The organism is Geobacillus sp. WSUCF-018B (assembly GCF_002809985.1).
GTDB classification, from domain to species: domain Bacteria; phylum Bacillota; class Bacilli; order Bacillales; family Anoxybacillaceae; genus Geobacillus; species Geobacillus thermophilus.
The window spans coordinates 154,644-170,925 of record NZ_PIJF01000001.1 but is presented as its reverse complement, the minus strand read 5'-3'; the positions used below and the strand labels follow the sequence as shown (position 1 = coordinate 170,925).

Annotated in this window: 14 protein-coding genes; 1 reads left to right on the top strand and 13 read right to left on the bottom strand. The window is 56.1% G+C overall.

Going from position 1 to position 16,282, the window contains the following annotated elements; all coding sequences use genetic code 11:
* Positions 1–8 precede the first annotated feature (8 nt).
* Entirely contained in the window at positions 9–1,256 is a 1,248-nt protein-coding gene (gene hflX, locus CV944_RS00860; protein WP_033010132.1) for a GTPase HflX, read from the bottom strand.
* A 159-nt stretch (positions 1,257–1,415) separates the two neighbouring features.
* Between hflX and CV944_RS00850 the strand changes: the two genes are divergently transcribed.
* A complete protein-coding gene (locus tag CV944_RS00850; protein ID WP_100658928.1) occupies positions 1,416–2,033 on the top strand; it encodes a trimeric intracellular cation channel family protein in 618 nt (205 codons plus the stop codon).
* A 217-nt stretch (positions 2,034–2,250) separates the two neighbouring features.
* Here CV944_RS00850 and CV944_RS00845 read toward each other — a convergent pair whose 3' ends face one another.
* The 12 genes from CV944_RS00845 to CV944_RS00790 form a co-directional block, all read right to left on the bottom strand.
* Positions 2,251–3,129 (bottom strand): DMT family transporter, encoded by an 879-nt coding sequence (locus tag CV944_RS00845; RefSeq protein ID WP_100658927.1) that lies wholly within the window; start codon positions 3,127–3,129, stop codon positions 2,251–2,253.
* 98 nt (positions 3,130–3,227) lie between these two features.
* Positions 3,228–3,797: a Uma2 family endonuclease gene (locus tag CV944_RS00840; protein ID WP_047757754.1), complete on the bottom strand. Its 570-nt coding sequence runs from the start codon at positions 3,795–3,797 to the stop codon at positions 3,228–3,230.
* Between the two features lie 149 nt (positions 3,798–3,946).
* The gene (locus tag CV944_RS00835; RefSeq protein ID WP_198518471.1) at positions 3,947–5,098 is read right to left on the bottom strand and encodes a thiolase family protein; all 1,152 of its coding nucleotides are present in this window, start codon (positions 5,096–5,098) and stop codon (positions 3,947–3,949) included.
* A 133-nt stretch (positions 5,099–5,231) separates the two neighbouring features.
* Positions 5,232–6,077, bottom strand: a complete 846-nt coding sequence (locus tag CV944_RS00830) for a 3-hydroxyacyl-CoA dehydrogenase family protein (protein ID WP_014195501.1) — start codon at positions 6,075–6,077, stop codon at positions 5,232–5,234.
* Between the two features lie 14 nt (positions 6,078–6,091).
* Positions 6,092–7,711, bottom strand: a complete 1,620-nt coding sequence (locus CV944_RS00825; RefSeq protein WP_033010139.1) for a long-chain fatty acid--CoA ligase — start codon at positions 7,709–7,711, stop codon at positions 6,092–6,094.
* Between the two features lie 3 nt (positions 7,712–7,714).
* On the bottom strand, positions 7,715–8,788 hold the full coding sequence (locus CV944_RS00820; RefSeq protein ID WP_011230816.1) for a CaiB/BaiF CoA transferase family protein: 1,074 nt from the start codon (positions 8,786–8,788) through the stop codon (positions 7,715–7,717).
* A gap of 14 nt (positions 8,789–8,802) precedes the next feature.
* Positions 8,803–9,948: an acyl-CoA dehydrogenase family protein gene (locus CV944_RS00815; RefSeq protein WP_100658926.1), complete on the bottom strand. Its 1,146-nt coding sequence runs from the start codon at positions 9,946–9,948 to the stop codon at positions 8,803–8,805.
* A 25-nt stretch (positions 9,949–9,973) separates the two neighbouring features.
* Positions 9,974–11,548, bottom strand: coding sequence for a fatty acid--CoA ligase (locus CV944_RS00810; protein ID WP_021322296.1), 1,575 nt, complete (start codon positions 11,546–11,548; stop codon positions 9,974–9,976).
* Between the two features lie 186 nt (positions 11,549–11,734).
* Positions 11,735–12,667, bottom strand: coding sequence for a stage V sporulation protein K (gene spoVK, locus CV944_RS00805; RefSeq protein WP_100658925.1), 933 nt, complete (start codon positions 12,665–12,667; stop codon positions 11,735–11,737).
* Between the two features lie 335 nt (positions 12,668–13,002).
* Entirely contained in the window at positions 13,003–13,230 is a 228-nt protein-coding gene (gene hfq, locus CV944_RS00800; RefSeq protein WP_011230812.1) for an RNA chaperone Hfq, read from the bottom strand.
* A 34-nt stretch (positions 13,231–13,264) separates the two neighbouring features.
* Positions 13,265–14,212, bottom strand: coding sequence for a tRNA (adenosine(37)-N6)-dimethylallyltransferase MiaA (gene miaA, locus CV944_RS00795; protein ID WP_011230811.1), 948 nt, complete (start codon positions 14,210–14,212; stop codon positions 13,265–13,267).
* Between the two features lie 193 nt (positions 14,213–14,405).
* Entirely contained in the window at positions 14,406–16,103 is a 1,698-nt protein-coding gene (locus tag CV944_RS00790; RefSeq protein ID WP_025039094.1) for a methyl-accepting chemotaxis protein, read from the bottom strand.
* Positions 16,104–16,282 lie beyond the last annotated feature (179 nt).

Genomic DNA, 16,282 nt, shown 5'->3' with positions numbered 1-16,282 from the left:
AACCCTTTCTACCGTTGGAATGATTGCAATTCCCCATACAAGGGGTGCGCTGGCAGCACGTACCCTTGACAGTCGTACGTGCCCCCCTGTTCATTATAATGCCATTCGTGCAAAATGGTGTCCGATTTTAGCTGGGCGAGCAGTTTTCCTTCCCCGCTCGGGATCGATACGTCATAATGAACCATCTGCTGTTTCACCGCTTCTTCAAGAAAATAACGAAGCCGGTCAATGTCAGCCGCGGAAAGCGCGCTGATCATGATGGAAGCAGTCGTTGTCGGAATGAATTCCGACGCTTTTTGATCGCTTTTATTGTACACCGTGGCCATCGGAATGGAAGAAGCCCCTAATTCAGTGAGCAGCCGCAACACCGTTCGCTCGTGCGCAACGTAATCCGGATGAGACGAATCGACGACGTGAAGCAACAAATCGGCTTCCGTCACTTCCTCGAGCGTCGAGCGGAATGCGGCGATAAGCGTCGTCGGCAAGTCTTGAATGAACCCGACCGTATCGGTGACAAGCACCGTATAGCCGCATGGCAAGACGCATTTGCGCGTCAGCGGATCAAGCGTGGCAAACAGCAAGTTTTCCTCGAACGAATCGGCGGCGGTCAGCCGGTTGAAAATCGTCGACTTGCCGGCGTTCGTATAGCCGACGAGCGCCACTTGAAAGGCTCGGTTTTTTTGCCGGCGCTCGCGGTACCGCCCGCGGTGCTCGGCGACGCGCCGCAGTTCCGCTTTAATGTCGTCAATGCGGCGGCGAATATGGCGGCGGTCGGTCTCAAGCTTCGTCTCCCCCGGCCCGCGCGTGCCGATGCCGCCGCCCAAGCGAGACAGCGCCTCCCCTTGGCCGCTAAGGCGCGGCAGCATATATTCGAGCTGGGCGAGCTCGACTTGCAGCTTTCCTTCTTTTGAGCGGGCGCGCTGGGCAAAAATGTCTAAAATGAGCTGCGTCCGGTCAAGGACTTTCACCTCGCCAAGCAGGTTTGTCAAATTGCGCGCCTGGCTTGGGGAAAGCTCGCTGTTGAAAACGACAAGATCCGGTTCGAGCTCCTTGACAAGGGCGGCGAGCTCTTCCGTTTTTCCTTTGCCGATATACGTCGCCGGATGCGGCGCTTCGCGTTTTTGCGCCAGTTCGGCAACCACTTCGCCGTTTGCCGTCGCCACGAGCGACGCGAGCTCTTCCATCGAATAGCGGAACCGTCCGTCGTCTACACCAGCCAGCTGACAGCCGACGATAATGGCTTGTTCACGGGTCATGGCATCCCCCTTCCTTTCCTCGCGGCGAACATGTTCTCTACGTTCATGATACCAAATCCCATCATCGGTCTGCTAGTTCGTTCCAAAAAAATGATTGATTTTCCGCCGCTTTTGCCTCTACAATGATACAAGAACAACGCACGGAAAGGAACAGCAAGAATGACGTGGGAAGTATTGAGCATCATCGGCACGATCGCCTTTGCCATTAGCGGGGCGATCGTCGCGATGGAAGAGGAGTACGATTTGCTTGGGGTGTACATTTTGGGAATCGTCACCGCCTTTGGCGGCGGGGCGGTGCGCAATTTGCTGATCGGGGTTCCCGTGTCGGCGTTATGGGAACAAGAGCCGCTCTTTCTTGTCGCTTTGGCGGCCATGACAGTTGTGTATTTGTTCCCAAAGCAAATGCTTCCGCCGTGGAAGCGGTGGGGCAACTTTTTTGACGCCCTCGGGCTGTCGGCGTTCGCCATTCAAGGAGCGCTGTATGCGGCGAAAATGGGGCATCCGTTAAGTGCGGTCATCGTCGCCGCGGTGTTGACCGGCAGCGGCGGCGGCATCATCCGCGATGTGCTCGCCGGACGGAAGCCGCTCGTGCTGCATGCGGAGATTTACGCCGCCTGGGCGATTTTGGCCGGCCTTGCCGTCGGGTTGAAATGGACGGATTCGCCCGTAGAGCTGTATATGCTGTTTATCGCCGTCGCCGCTTTGCGCATTTTGTCCTACACATACGGTTGGAAGCTGCCGCGCCGGGCGGTTGGGGAAACAGCGGGCGAGCCATGATCAAACGGCAAAATTGATTCGTACGAAAAGAGAGACGGCTCCTCGCTTTGATAATAATGGCATTGTTCGCTCTTCTTGTCACCGTGCCAGCTTGTTAGGTGATAAAGTAAAGACGGGACATGGAGGTCGGAAATTCTTTATTACAACCTATATAGATGCAATTCAAAGCTTTACCATTTTTCTTTTTTACCGGTCATTTCATTTGCCGCTGCATTCCTTACGCACTTTGCCCGCTTCGCACCGCCACGGCCACTCCGGCAACAATGAGCGCCCCGCCGAGCCAAAACGAGACATCAAGTTGCTCTTGTAAAAACAGCCAGCCAAAGAGCGAGCCGACGAGCGGCTGGAAAAAGAAAAAGAGCGAGCCGACGCCGGCATCGATCATTTCCATCCCTTTGTTCCAAAGAAAAAATGCTCCCGCTGTCGATACAACGCCAAGATACAACACCCCAAGGGCGACGGGAACACTCCAATGGCTCGCAGCAAGCCCCGGCCCTTCGGCGAGCATCATCGGGGTCATGCCAATGAATGCCACAAAAATGGCATACGTAGTGACCGAAAACACGGACAGGCGAGCCGACGCCATTTTCACCAGCACCGACAACAGCGCCCATGTCACTGCCGCGCCGACTAACGCTATATTTCCGGCGAACGTCGACTCCTCGCTGCCCCCGAGGCCGACGATGACGATGACACCCGCTGTCGCCAGTAGCAGCGCAGCCATTTTCCGCCATGTGAGCGCCTCACCAAGCAGCCAGCGGGCAAACAAAACGACAAACGCCGGGGTCGAGGCGGTGATGAGGGAAGCGGTATGGGCGTTCGACCATTTTGTGCCGACAAACTGCAAGGAAATGGAAACGACGTAGCCGATGATCCCGACCGTGATAATCATTCCCCAGTCACGCCCGTTCTTTGGGGGGCGCTCGCGTTTCGCCACGGCGACGGCGCCCAGCACGATCAAGGCGACGGCGTAGCGCAGCCAGACGAGCGTAAACGGCGGAATGTAGTCCAACACGTATTTGCTCACCACATACATCCCGCCCCAAATGCCAGCGGCAAGGGATAAATAGAAGGAAGCGAGAAAGGCTTGCTTCATGACATCGATCCCCTTTGCTTTCTTCTTTCTGCTGCTGACACCAAAAGCGAAGCCGTTATTTCCAGAGATGGCAGCCAAACAAGGTTGTTCTCCATCAGCTACACATCGCTTTCTTCCGGAGGAAACACGGGGGCGAGCGAAACCGTCAAATCCGGTTGCCAAAAAGAAACCAACTCATCGCTTGGCCCGAAAACCGCTCGCTGCTCGAATCGTCCATCTTGCCAGCTGAGCACTTCGATCGTTCGATTGCTGGGGTCTACAATCCAATATTCATGCACACCATATTTTTCGTATAAATAGTATTTCTGGTTTCGATCACGCAAGGCGGTGCTTGGTGACAGCACTTCCACAACGAGATCGGGAGCCCCTTTCATTCGCCGATTCCCGATTTGCTCAACCCGACAAACAACTGATAAATCCGGCTGAACAACCGTTTTCGCCATCCGTTCTGGCTCCTCAGGATCAAGCTGAACATCAAACGGGGCAAGAATGACATGACAGCCACGCGCCTGAAAATACGAAGCCAATGCAAGGTGCAGTTGTCCGACCACATACTGGTGCTCAAACGACGGAGACGCCAATAAATAGGGAACACCGTCGATCAGTTCCCAATTTCCTTCCCAATTTTCAATGTCGCGATACGTGTAAAACGGCTTCTCCTTCTGCACTGCGCTTCCCCTTTCACTTGCTTTTCTTTCATCTTATCACATCGCTCCAGTTCCGTCTCATATTTTTATTTTCTCGTCATGACAGATAAAACAGCGGCCGCCACCGCTGTCGAGCGTGTGTCACACAAATGTTTTTCCGCGCGTTGCTCTTACTCCCGCTCGATGATCGTGGCCGTCGCCATCCCGTGGCCGATGCAAATCGTCAATAGCCCATAGCGGCCGCCGCGCCGTTCCAGTTCATGAACGAGCGATGTCATGAGCTTCGCACCAGTGGCGCCGAGCGGATGGCCAAGCGCAATGGCGCCGCCGTTGACATTCACCTTCTCAAGCGGAGCGCCGATTTCCTTTTGCCAAGCGAGCACGACCGGGGCGAACGCTTCATTGATTTCAATAAGGTCGATGTCGTCGATCGTGAGGCCGGCTTTTTTCAATACTTGCCTCGTCGCCGGGATGACGCCATCGAGCATGTACGTTGGGTCGGAGCCGACGACCGTCTGCGCGACGATGCGCGCTTTCGGTGTGAGCCCAAGCCGCCTCGCCACCTCCCGCTCCATCAGCAAAACAGCGGCCGCCCCGTCGCTCATTTGGCTCGCATTGCCGGCAGTGATGACGCCGTCTTCTTGAAACACCGGCTTGAGCGCGGCGAGCGCTTCCGGCGATGTGTCGGCCCGCGGCCCTTCATCATCGGTGACAAGGATTTCGCGGCCATCGCGGTCAAGCCCTTTCACCGGGACGATTTCCGCGCGAAACTTCCCTTCGCGCAAGGCCGCCAAGGCGCGTTGATGGCTTTCGTACGCGTAGGCGTCAAGCTCCTCGCGCGTTAGGCCGTATTTTTTGGCGATCCGCTCAGCCGAGACGCCTTGGTGGATGAATTCGTATTTTTCATGCAGCGACGGCGGAATCGTCCGTTCGTTGCCATCGCTTAAAATCGGCACTTTCGTCATGCTTTCGACTCCGGCGGCGATCGTAACATCCATATCGCCGGAGCGGATTTCCTGGGCGGCGAAATGAATCGCCTGCTGCCCCGAGCCGCACATTCGGTTGATTTGCACGGCCGGCACTTCGACCGGGAATCCGGCCTCAAGCGCCGCGAGCCGGCCGATGTTGTATCCTTGTTCGGCGATCGGCGTCACGCAGCCCATGACGATGTCTTCCACCGCCCCTTTGTCCATGCCGGCCCGGCGCACGACTTCATCGAGCACCACCGCAGCCAAATGGACCGGATGAACGTCCCGGAAGACGCCGTTCCGCTTGCCGACCGGCGTCCTGACCGCTTCGACAATGACCGCTTCACGCACCATGCAACTTCCTCCTTTTGCTCTACTTTCGTGATTTCTTCGTTGCCTTGCCTATTCGGGCGCTTCCACACGGGCGAAAGCGGGCGCTCTTTAAGCGCTTGTTGGCGCGCGACATCAGATGGACGGCGAGCGCTGCTCAATACGTGTAAAACCCTTTCCCCGTCTTCCGCCCTAAATGCCCGGCTTCAACGAGCTTGCGCAAAAGCTGCGGCGCCCGGAACCGGTCGCCGTATGCTTCCGTCATGTTTTCACTCACAAACAAGAGCGTATCAAGCCCGACCATGTCGGCCAGCTCCAGCGGCCCCATCGGATAATTGAGGCCAAGCCGCACCGCTTTGTCGATATCCTCAGCGGAAGCAACTCCTTCTTCGTACATGCGGATGCATTCAATCATATGGGCGGCAAGCGCCCGTGTCGTCACAAACCCTTGCCGGTCTTTCACGACGACCGTTTCTTTGCCAAGCTCCACAGACAGCCGACGGATGGCGTCGACTGTGTCGTCGGAAGTCGTCTCACCTTTCACAATTTCGATCAACTTCATCACTGGCGCCGGATTGAACCAATGCATGCCGATGACGTTCTCCGGCCGGTTGGTCGCGGCGGCAAGCGCCGTGACGCTCAGCTCGGATGTGTTGGTCGCTAAAATGGCGTCCGGCTTCGCCAATTGATCAAGCTGCTGAAACACGTCTTTTTTCAGCGCCAAGTTTTCCGGCACGGCTTCGATGACGACATCCGCCCCGCGCACCGCTTCGGCCAAATCGACGGTCGAGCGGATGCGCCCGAGCGCCGCTCGCGCTTCCGGCTCGGACAGCCCGCCGGTTTTGACAAAGCGGCGCAAGCTTTTTTCCGCCGAAGCGAGCCCATTTTGCAAGGCCGCTTCGGACACGTCATATAAATACACCGTTTTTCCCGCCATCGCCGCCGTTTGCGCGATGCCGCTTCCCATCACCCCGGCGCCGATGACCGCAATCGTTTCTGCCACGGTGTCCGCCTCCTTTACTCCTTCGCCGCATCGGCATAGCGCGCCGCCATCTCATCGCGCAGTTTCCGCTTTAAAAACTTGCCGACGCTCGTTTTCGGAATTTCATCGAGAAACACAATGTCATCCGGCAGCCACCATTTTGTAAATTGCGGGCGCAAAAAGTCGTACAGCTCTTCTTTCGTGACGCGTTTTCCTTCTTTCAGCACGACGCAGGCAATCGGGCGCTCTTGCCATTTCGGATGCGGCACAGCGACGACCGCCGCTTCGAACACCGCCTCATGGGCCATGAGCGCATTCTCCAAATCAACCGATGAAATCCATTCGCCGCCGCTTTTAATGACATCCTTCGTCCGGTCGACAATTTTCACAAACCCTTCTTCGTCGACGGTGACGACATCGCCGGTATGGAGCCAGCCGTCGCGGAACGAGTCTTTCGTGCGCTCATCGTTGTAATATTCGGCGGCGATCCACGGCCCGCGCAGGCAAAGCTCGCCCATTTCCTGGCCGTCCCAACGAACCGGCCCGTTTTGGCCGATCACTTTCATCTCAAGCCCTGGAGCAAGCAGCCCTTGCTTGGCGCGAATGTCCAGTTTCTCCTCGTACGACAGCCCGTCTTGATAACTTTTCGGGCGCGAGACGAGCACAAGCGGGCTCGTTTCCGTCATGCCGTACGCGTGAATGAACGGAATGCCGTATTTTTCTTCAAACGCGCGGATGATCCCTTTCGGCGCGGCTGAACCGCCGCAAATGACACGCGTCAGGCTGCTGACGTCATAGTTTCCTTTCTCCAACTCTTGCAACAGCCCGAGCCAAATCGTCGGCACGCCGGCGGTGATCGTCACCCGTTCGGAGTCAATGAGCTCGGCAAGCACTTTCGGCGTAAACGCCGGTCCCGGCATGACGATCGTCGAACCGAACCAAGTGGCGGCAAACGGCAGCCCCCACGCGTTGACATGGAACATCGGTACGACCGGCATGACGACATCGCGCTCGCACAGCCCTTGCGTATCAGCCAGCCCTAACACCATCGCGTGCAAGACGGTGCTGCGGTGGGTATACACAACTCCTTTTGGATTTCCCGTTGTCGCCGACGTATAACACATACCAGCCGGTTGGTATTCATCGAGGTCTTTGAAGAACGGAAACGCTGGGTCGCCCTCAGCAAGCAGTTTCTCGTAATGGTACACTGGCGACAACGTTGTTTCCGGCAGCTCGTCGGCGTCAGTCATGATGATGAAAGCGCGGACATTCGGGATCTCGTCCTTGATCGCTTCAATGGCCGGCAGCAAATCATCATCGATCAGCAGCACACGGTCATCGGCGTGGTTGATGATGTAAGAGATATGCTGCGGCGAGAGGCGGATGTTGATCGTATGGAGCACCGCCCCGATGCCGGGAATGGCAAAATACGCTTCCAAATGGCGGTGATGGTTCCAAGCGAACGTGCCAACGCGGTCGCCGACTTCCACCCCGAGCCGCTTCAACACGCTTGACAGCCTGCGCGTCCGCTCGCCGATCTCCTTGTATGTATGGCGGACGACGCCTCCTTTCATGCGCGAAACGACTTGCTTTTTTGGGAAAAACAACTCCGCCCGCTCAAGCATCATGGAAATGTTTAACGGTGTTTTCATCATCGGTCATTCCTCCCCCTTTACCAAATGCGCATGTTCATTGACTTTAGGCGGCTCCCCGCCGCCCCATTGGCCGTCCGGCCCATGTGCGGCCGTCCATGCGCCGCCCGGCTGCAGCCGAACGAGATGGCGGAGCCGGCTGTCAGCAAACAGCGCCTTCGCCTCACCCGTCTCCAGCACCGGGGCAAGGCAGACGTCGACCGCTTCGGCGAACGCGCTCCACTCATCCAATGTCTTTTCACGGAACAAGGCGGCGAGCTCGTCATATACGGCTTCCCCCGATCGCGCCGGCGCCCATTGCGCCTCCGTCCATTCCGGATGGCCGACCGCCTCGCAAAACCGCTGCCAAAAGTGCGGCTCGAGCGCCGCTAAACTCATATAACGGCCGTCTTTTGTCTCATACAGCTGGTAGCACACCACCTCCCCAGACAACTCGGAAAGACCGGTCTTCGGCCCACCGCCGTGTTCAATGGCAAAATGGCCAGCCATCATCGCTGCCAAGCCATCGACAAGCGAAACATCAAGATGGGCGCCTTTGCCGGTTCGCTCGCGTGCAAAGAGGGCAGCCAAAATGCGCTCGGCCGCCGCCATGCCGCCGATAAAATCGGCAAGCGTGATCTTCGGATGAACCGGGCGGCCGCGTTCATCGGCCAGCTGCGCAAGCAAGCCGGAGAGCGCCATATAGTTTAAATCATGGCTGCCAAGCAATGAGCGGCTGCTCTGTTGACCGAAGCCGCTGATCGAGCAATAGATGATTTGTTCGTTCATGCGGCACATATCGTCATAACCGAGCCCAAGCCGCGCCATCACCCCGGGGCGGAAGCTTTCGATCACTACATCGGCGCGGGCGGCGAGCCGCCGGGCTTGCTCGCGACCCGCGTCCGTTTTTAAATCCAACCCGATGCTTTTTTTGCCGGCGTTATAGGCGGCAAACAACCGGCCCTCGGCGAACGGGCGCAGCCGATCGCCGGATGGGGGCTCAATTTTGATGACTTCTGCTCCGAGCTGGGCGAGCCGCCAGCTGGCAAATGGGCCCGGCAAGTAATGGGAAAAATCAACGACTACAATGCCACGAAGCATATCTTTCCCTCTCTCTACAAATCTAGCTGCCGGGCGATGATTGTTTTCATCATCTCGTTCGTCCCAGCGTAAATGGCGCTTACGGGAATGTCGCGATAGCGCCGGGCGATCTCATATTCTTCCATATAACCATAACCGCCGTGCAGCTGCATCGCCTCGGCCGCGACACGTTTTGCCATCTCGGTAATCCACCATTTCGCCATCGACACTTCCGTGACGATCTGTTTTCCCGCCATATGCTCTTCAATAACGCGGTCGACAAACGTGCGGCCAAGGGCGATTTCCGTCGCCATCTCGGCAAGGCGGAACTGGACGGTCTGAAACTCGCTCACCCGTTTGCCGAACGCCGTGCGCTGTTTGACATATTGCTTCGTCAAGGAAAACATCACTTCCGCCGCCGTTTGTGCGGCAATGGCGACAACGAGCCGCTCCTGCTGGAGCTTTTCCATCAAATAGTAAAAACCTTTTCCTTCCTCGCCGAGCAAATTATATGCCGGCACTTTCGCATCTTGGAAAAACAGTTCGGCGGTATCTTGGGCGTGCAGCCCGACTTTCTCGAGCTTCCGACCGCGCGTAAACCCCGGCGTATCCCGCTCCACGACGAGCAGGCTGATGCCGCGGTGCGGCGGCTTTGCCTGCGGGTCGGTTTTGCAGGCGACGACGACCAAGTCGGCATGAATGCCGTTCGTGATAAACGTTTTTTGTCCGTTGACGATGTAGTAGTCACCGTCTTTTACTGCCGTTGTCGAAATGTTGGCCAAATCCGAACCCGCCCCCGGCTCGGTCATGGCGATCGCCGTGATGAGCTCGCCGGTGACGCATTTTGGCAGCCATTTTTGTTTTTGCTCCTCGGTTCCGTACGATGCGATATACGGCGTGACGATGTCGTTGTGCAGGCCGATGCCGACGAGGCTCGATCCGACTTTTTCCAGTTCTTCATTGATGACGACTGAGTAGGCAAAATCGGCGTTTAGACCCCCATACTTCTCATCGACCCACGGGCAAAGAAAGCCGTTCTCGCCCATCTTCGCCCAAAACGAACGCGGAATGATGCCGCGCTTCTCCCAATCGTTATAATGCGGGTACGCTTCTTTTTCCAAAAACTTGCGAAACGCCGCGCGGAACATATGGTGCTCCTCACGCAAATAGCGAGCCGTCACCCGTTCATCCCTCTCTTCTGTTCGGTCACTTTTTCTCTGTTCCGCCCGTCGCCTGTTTTTTCAGCTGTTCGCGCAGCAAAAACTTTTGGATTTTCCCGCTCGCGTTGCGCGGCAGGGCATCGATGAAATAGTAGGCGCGCGGACGTTTGTACGGAGCGAGGCGGTCGCTCGTTTTGCAAAACTGCTCGAGCTCATCGGCGGTCAGGAGGTCATCTTTTTTGACCACGAAGGCGACGACTTTTTCGCCCCACAACTCATCCGGCTCACCGAGCACAGCGACATCGAGCACTTTCGGATGCTCGTACAACACGTCCTCGACTTCGCGCGGATAGACGTTTTCCCCGCCGCTGATCACCATGTCATCGACCCGGTCGGCGACATACAAGTAGCCGTCTTCATCAAGGTAGCCGAGGTCGCCGGAATGATACCAACCTTTGTACAACGCTTTTTCCGTCGCTTCCTCGCGCTTGTAGTAGCCAGCCATCATGCACGGCCCGCGCATCACAATTTCACCGACTTCATATGGCGGCAGCACATCGTCTGGGTCGGACGGCCCGTCTTCACGCGCACGGACGACGCGGATCTCATGGTTCAGGCAGGCGCGTCCAGCGGAACCGGCTTTTTTCAGCTGCTCGTCTTCCAACAAAAACGTCACCGCGGGCCCCATTTCCGTCATGCCGTACGCTTGAATCAGCTCGATGCCGAGTTGCTCTTGGCATTGCCTGACAAGCGCTGGAGCCATCGGAGCGGCGCCGTATAGGCCGAGGCGAAGCGAAGATAAATCGTAACCGCTTACATTCTCCTGCAAGATCATGTTCCACATCGTCGGGGCTCCAAACATGATCGTAATCCGCTCCCGTTCGATCGTTTCAAGCACGAGCTTGGCGTCAAAATGGTGCAAAATGACGCTCGCCGCTCCGGCATGCACGCGCGGCAGCAAGCAGCAATGCAGCTCGGCGCAATGGAACAGCGGCGCTGCCGCCAGCCCGCGATCCGTCTCGCGGATGCGCATGACGCCATGGCAAATGACGCTTTGCTCGATCATGTCGCGGTGACGGTGCATCACTCCTTTTGGACGCCCAGTTGTGCCGCTTGTATACATAATGGCATAAAGATCGCTCTCATCCACATGAACACGCGGCGCTTCCCCTAGGGCCCGCGCGGCCTGCTCGTGAGCGTTTTTGGCAAACGGCGGCGGATCGCGGTCGATCGACCAAAATGACACGTGCGGGAAACGGCTGTGAATCGCGGCAAGTTCCGGTTCCACCGCCCGTTCAAACAGCACGATTTTCGGCTCGGCGTCCGTCAAAATATAGGCGATTTCTTCCGCCCTCAGCCGAAAGTTGATCGGATTGAACACCGCGCCGATTTTGGCGCAGGCAAACAAGGCGGTCGCGAGCTCAAGCGTATTGTACAGCACCGTCGAAACGCGATCTCCTTTGCGGACGCCCGCTTCCAAAAACGCGTTCGCCCACCGGTTCACTTCCCTCTCCCATTCGGCGTACGTATAGCGGCGTCCGGTCGCCGCGTCGACGACCGCCTCCCGGTTTGGAAACTTTCGCACTGTCTGGGAAAACATCTCCCCAATCGTCATGTACAAGCGGCAGCTCCCCCTTTTTCTCATAAATTTGGACAAGCAAAAGGTTTTATAAGACAGATAATTCAGACAAATTGTAGTGCACGCCCTGTATTGTTTATGTATTCGATCTTTTCTAAGGCATTCCTCTTTTTCTCAAACAAAAAAACGCGCTCCTTTTTTTGGTACCAAAGGAGCGCCGTTTCCTCGTTACGCATGAATGACGAGATCGCGGTCACGGATCGTCATCAGCTCTTTTTTTTCATATCGCCCTTCATAAAGAAGGCGGACCGCCTGCTTGCGGATCGCTTTTTCGATTAAGTTGCGCACATAGCGGCCGTTGCTGAACTTGAGGCGGCCGGTCGCTTCCAGCGTCCCTTCGAGATGAATGTACAGTTTCCGCTCCGCTTCCGGCGTCATTTCATACTCGCGTTCGCGCAGCATTTGCTTGGCGATTTGCACAAGCTCCTCGACCGTATAATCGGGAAACTCGATCGTGAGAGGAAAGCGCGACGGCAAGCCGGGATTTAGCGACAAAAAGTAGTCCATTTCTTTCGGATAGCCGGCCAAAATCACAACCAAGTCGTCGCAATAGTCTTCCATCCCTTTGACAAGCGTGTCAATCGCTTCTTTGCCGAAATCTTTTTCGCCCCCGCGGGCGAGCGAATACGCTTCATCGATGAACAAAATTCCGCCGCGCGCTTTTTTGATCAAATCGCGCGTTTTGCTCGCCGTATGCCCGATGTACTCTCCGACCAAATCGGCCCGCTCCGCCTCGATGAAATGCCCTTTGGACAGCACGTTCATCTCAAAAAACAGCTTGCCGAGCAAGCGCGCCACTGTCGTTTTGCCGGTGCCGGGATTGCCTTTGAAAATCATATGGAGCGCCTGGCGGTTGGCCTTTAAGCCGTTCTCCTTGCGCAGCCGGTTGATGTACAGCCAGGCGTAAATTTCCTTGATGATTTTTTTGACATGATCAAGGCCGATCAGCTGATCAAGCTCCTTTTGAATATTGCGGAGCGCCTGATGCTCTTCGCCATCGAGCCAGTCGTTTCTCTCTTCTTTCACTAAATGGTTTACCGTTTTGGAGTTCAACACGATGTTGATTTGCCCTTTCGCCTTGTTCATCGTCAATTCTGACAAGGGGCGTCACCTCGCTTCCCGTTTTCTGCCATCCGCACCCGTTCCGACTTGGCTTTTGACGCCTTGCCTTTTCGTTACTAGTATACGTACGCCACCGCCGATCCGTGACAATCGCCCAAACGAACAGCGGGTCGGCTATAGCGGAAAAAGTTTGTATATGTTTATTCACAAAAGCGGCGGTTTACGCATCTGAATTCACCTCGTCCCTCACTTCCCTTCGGGTGACGCAGGAGCTTGTCGATCAAATAGCGGGCGCGGAAGGAAAACGGGAAATGGCAAAAGGCGCCCTCCGCGAAGGAAGGCGCCTTTTTTCGGCGGCGTATGTACCGTCGGTCTTACTGTTCGGTTTCAAAATGGATGTTCCGCTCCGGCGCAAACGTCGAAATGGCGTGCTTGTAAATGAGCTGTTGTTTTCCTTGCACTTCCAAAAGTACGGTGAAGTTGTCAAACCCTTTAATGTATCCGCGCAGTTGGAAGCCGTTCAATAAGAAGACGGTCACTTGAATGCCCTCTTTGCGCAGCTGGTTTAAAAACTGGTCTTGAATATTGATCGTATTTTTCATCAAACGTCCTCCTCTTTTCTCTCTAAGGATATAATTATATATTCGCTTCAAGTTGAAGCTTTCCTGCTACATAGCGAGAAATTTCCTCCACCTTGGCGGCGAACTGCCCAGCGTCGGTCATGTCAAACCATTTCACCGGCATTTGGTTGCGAAACCAAGTGAGCTGCCGTTTCGCATAGCGGCGCGAATTTTGTTTCAGCTGCTCGATCGCTTCATCAAGGGAAACGCGGCCGTCAAAATAGTCGTACAGCTCCTTGTAGCCGATGGCTTGCACCGCCTGGCAGTCGCGCAGGCCGCGGTCATAAAGCGCCCTCGCCTCTTCGATCAACCCTGCGGCGATCATCTCATCGACCCGCTCGTTGATGCGGCGGTAAAGCGCCTCCCGCTCCGCCGTCAAGCCAACGATGGCCGCCTCATACAAAAGCCGCTTTGACTGCCCTTGCTGCCACTCGCTGAACGGCTTTCCGGTGCAATGATACACTTCTAAGGCGCGGATGACGCGGCGGATGTTGTGCGGATGAATGCGGGCCGCACTTATTGGATCAACCGCCTCAAGCCGCCGGTGAAGCGCTTCGGCTCCTTGCTCGGCCGCCAGCTGTTTGAGCGCCCGGCGGTACGCTTCGTCGGAAGGGGCGGCGGAAAATTGGTAATCGTAAAGGGCTGCCTGAATGTACAGCCCGGTGCCGCCGACGATGATCGGCAGCCGGCCGCGCGCCGAAATCTCGGTGATGAGCGCACGGCAAAGCCGCTGAAATTCGACGACGGAAAACGGTTCGCACGGCTCTTTGATGTCCAGCAAATGATGCGGGATTCCTTCCATCTCATCGGGCTTCACTTTCGCCGTGCCAATGTCCATCCCTTTATAAATTTGCATCGAATCGCCGCTGATGACCTCTCCGCCCAGCTTTTTCGCCAACGCGATGCCGAGCTTCGTTTTGCCGACCGCCGTCGGCCCGACGATGACGGCGACTTTTTCAGCCATAGCGCGTCACTGCTTTCTGTTGTGGGACTTTTGTCAACCATCATTATACATAAAAACAGCTGTGCATGGAACCATTTCTTTCATACGTTTTCGCCATCCACAAATCGTTTTATACATGGCAGCGCGAAAAATCGCCTTTCTTCCCTTTCGCCATAACCATATGGAAAAAAATGAACGCCATAAAAGGCGCTCATCATAATGAAAACTTGTTGACAATCGCCTGCAAATCGTCCGCCATTTTCGAGAGCGACGCGGCCGAAGCTGAAATTTCCTCCATCGAGGCCAGCTGTTCCTCGGTCGCCGCCGACACCTCCTGCGCACCGGCCGATGTCGACTCGGCCACGTCGGCGACAAGCCGGACGGAGCGCACCATTTGCTCCGAAGAAGAGACCATGTCGCTGACCGCGGTGGATACGTCGCGGATTTGCGCCGCAACTTCGTCCACGGCGGCGCGAATGCGGGCGAACATTTCTCCCGAGGCGCGAATGACGTTCGTTCCGGCCGTCACTTCGTTGACGACCGACTCCATCGATTGGACGGCATGGACCGTTTCTTCTTGAATGGCAGCGATCAATTCCGCGATTTGCTGGGCCGATTGGGCCGATTGCTCGGCGAGCTTCCGCACTTCGTCAGCAACGACGGCAAAGCCGCGCCCGTGCTCGCCGGCGCGCGCCGCCTCAATGGCGGCGTTTAAGGCGAGCAAGTTCGTCTGCGCCGCGATGCTGCGGATTGCTTCGATGATCGAGCCGATTTGCTCGGAACGGTGGCCAAGCCCTTTAATGAGGTCAGCCAGCCGCTCGACCGTATCGTTGACTTTGTTCATTTGCGCAACGCCCGCCTCGATCGTTTGCCCTCCCTCAGCCGCTTGTCTTGACGCCTCAGCAGCGATGGCGGACACGCTTTGCGCCCGTCCGGAAATTTGCTCGATTCTCTCAGACATCGAATCGACGGCGGCGGACGTTTCTTCCACGCTTTGCATTTGCTTGTCCATGCCGGAAGCAACGCCCTGAATCGTCATGGCGATTTGCTCGGTCGCCTTGCTCGTCTGTTCGGCGCTCGCTGCCAGCTCCTCCGACGAAGCGGCGACTTGCTCGGCGTTTTGCGCCACTTCTTGAAGCACTTCGCGCAAGTTTTTCGCCATTTGCTCAAACGAAGCGGCGAGTGCGCCAATTTCATCGCGGTTGCGAACCGAGAGCCGCCCGTCCGTCAAATCGCCGGCGGCGATCCGCTTCGCCGCTTCCGACAGCGCCAATAGCGGGCGGGAAAGCGAGCGGCTGATGTAATAGCTGACGGTCGCTCCAGCCGCCGCCGTCAACAAGCCGACGATGATGATCAGCCGCTGGACCGCAGCCGCCGATGCGCTCGCATCATCATTAGCTTCCTTCATTTCCCGCTGCTGGAGAGCGACCAATTGATTCACCTTTTCATCAAATTGGGTTGTTAAGTCGCGCCCTGTTGTGGTCACAAGGGCGATGTACTGCTCCGGTTTGTTTTGCGCTTTTAGGTCGAACGTTTTTTGCCCAAGTTCGTAAAACTGCTGTTCAAGCAAATCGAGCTCGGCAAGCAGCTGTTTCGTTTCTTCCCGCGTCAGCTCCGCCGCAAGCTTTTCGCTTATTTTCTTGTACTCCCCATGCGCTTTTTCAAAATTTTTCCTTGACGTCTCATCGCCGGTCAACAAATAGCCGCGCATGCTGCCGACCTCGCGGCGGATCAATACTTCAAGCTCTTTGGCATTGACAAGCTTCGTCACCCGTTTGTCGATCACATCGGTGTATGTACGGTCAAGAGTCGAAATTTCGTAATAAGAAAACCCGACTAGCAGCGCGATCAACACGTAGACGAGGCCGAAGCCAGCCAGCAGTTTTTTGCGCACGGTCATTTTCATGTTCATTGGCAAGTCCTCCGTCTGTGAATCAGTATGTTGTTCCATCTACATTATCGGATGATAACAGCCAATGTTTAGTATTTTTTTTGGCTCTTTCGCCATCTTTGATGAAAAGGCCTGCTTCATTGAGAAAATCAACTGGATTTTCTCAATGAGCCTCCTCTTTCACCGTAAACTCGCAAGGA

What these genes read in the sequence shown, in the direction of transcription:
- hflX (WP_033010132.1), bottom strand. Translation starts at nt 1,256, where the DNA reads ATGACCCGTGAACAAGCCATTATCGTCGGCTGTCAGCTGGCTGGTGTA.
- CV944_RS00850 (WP_100658928.1), top strand. Translation starts at nt 1,416, where the DNA reads ATGACGTGGGAAGTATTGAGCATCATCGGCACGATCGCCTTTGCCATT.
- CV944_RS00845 (WP_100658927.1), bottom strand. Translation starts at nt 3,129, where the DNA reads ATGAAGCAAGCCTTTCTCGCTTCCTTCTATTTATCCCTTGCCGCTGGC.
- CV944_RS00835 (WP_198518471.1), bottom strand. Translation starts at nt 5,098, where the DNA reads ATGGTGCGTGAAGCGGTCATTGTCGAAGCGGTCAGGACGCCGGTCGGC.
- CV944_RS00825 (WP_033010139.1), bottom strand. Translation starts at nt 7,711, where the DNA reads ATGATGAAAACACCGTTAAACATTTCCATGATGCTTGAGCGGGCGGAG.
- CV944_RS00820 (WP_011230816.1), bottom strand. Translation starts at nt 8,788, where the DNA reads ATGCTTCGTGGCATTGTAGTCGTTGATTTTTCCCATTACTTGCCGGGC.
- hfq (WP_011230812.1), bottom strand. Translation starts at nt 13,230, where the DNA reads ATGAAAAATACGATCAATATTCAAGACCAGTTTTTAAACCAGCTGCGC.
- miaA (WP_011230811.1), bottom strand. Translation starts at nt 14,212, where the DNA reads ATGGCTGAAAAAGTCGCCGTCATCGTCGGGCCGACGGCGGTCGGCAAA.
- CV944_RS00790 (WP_025039094.1), bottom strand. Translation starts at nt 16,103, where the DNA reads ATGAACATGAAAATGACCGTGCGCAAAAAACTGCTGGCTGGCTTCGGC.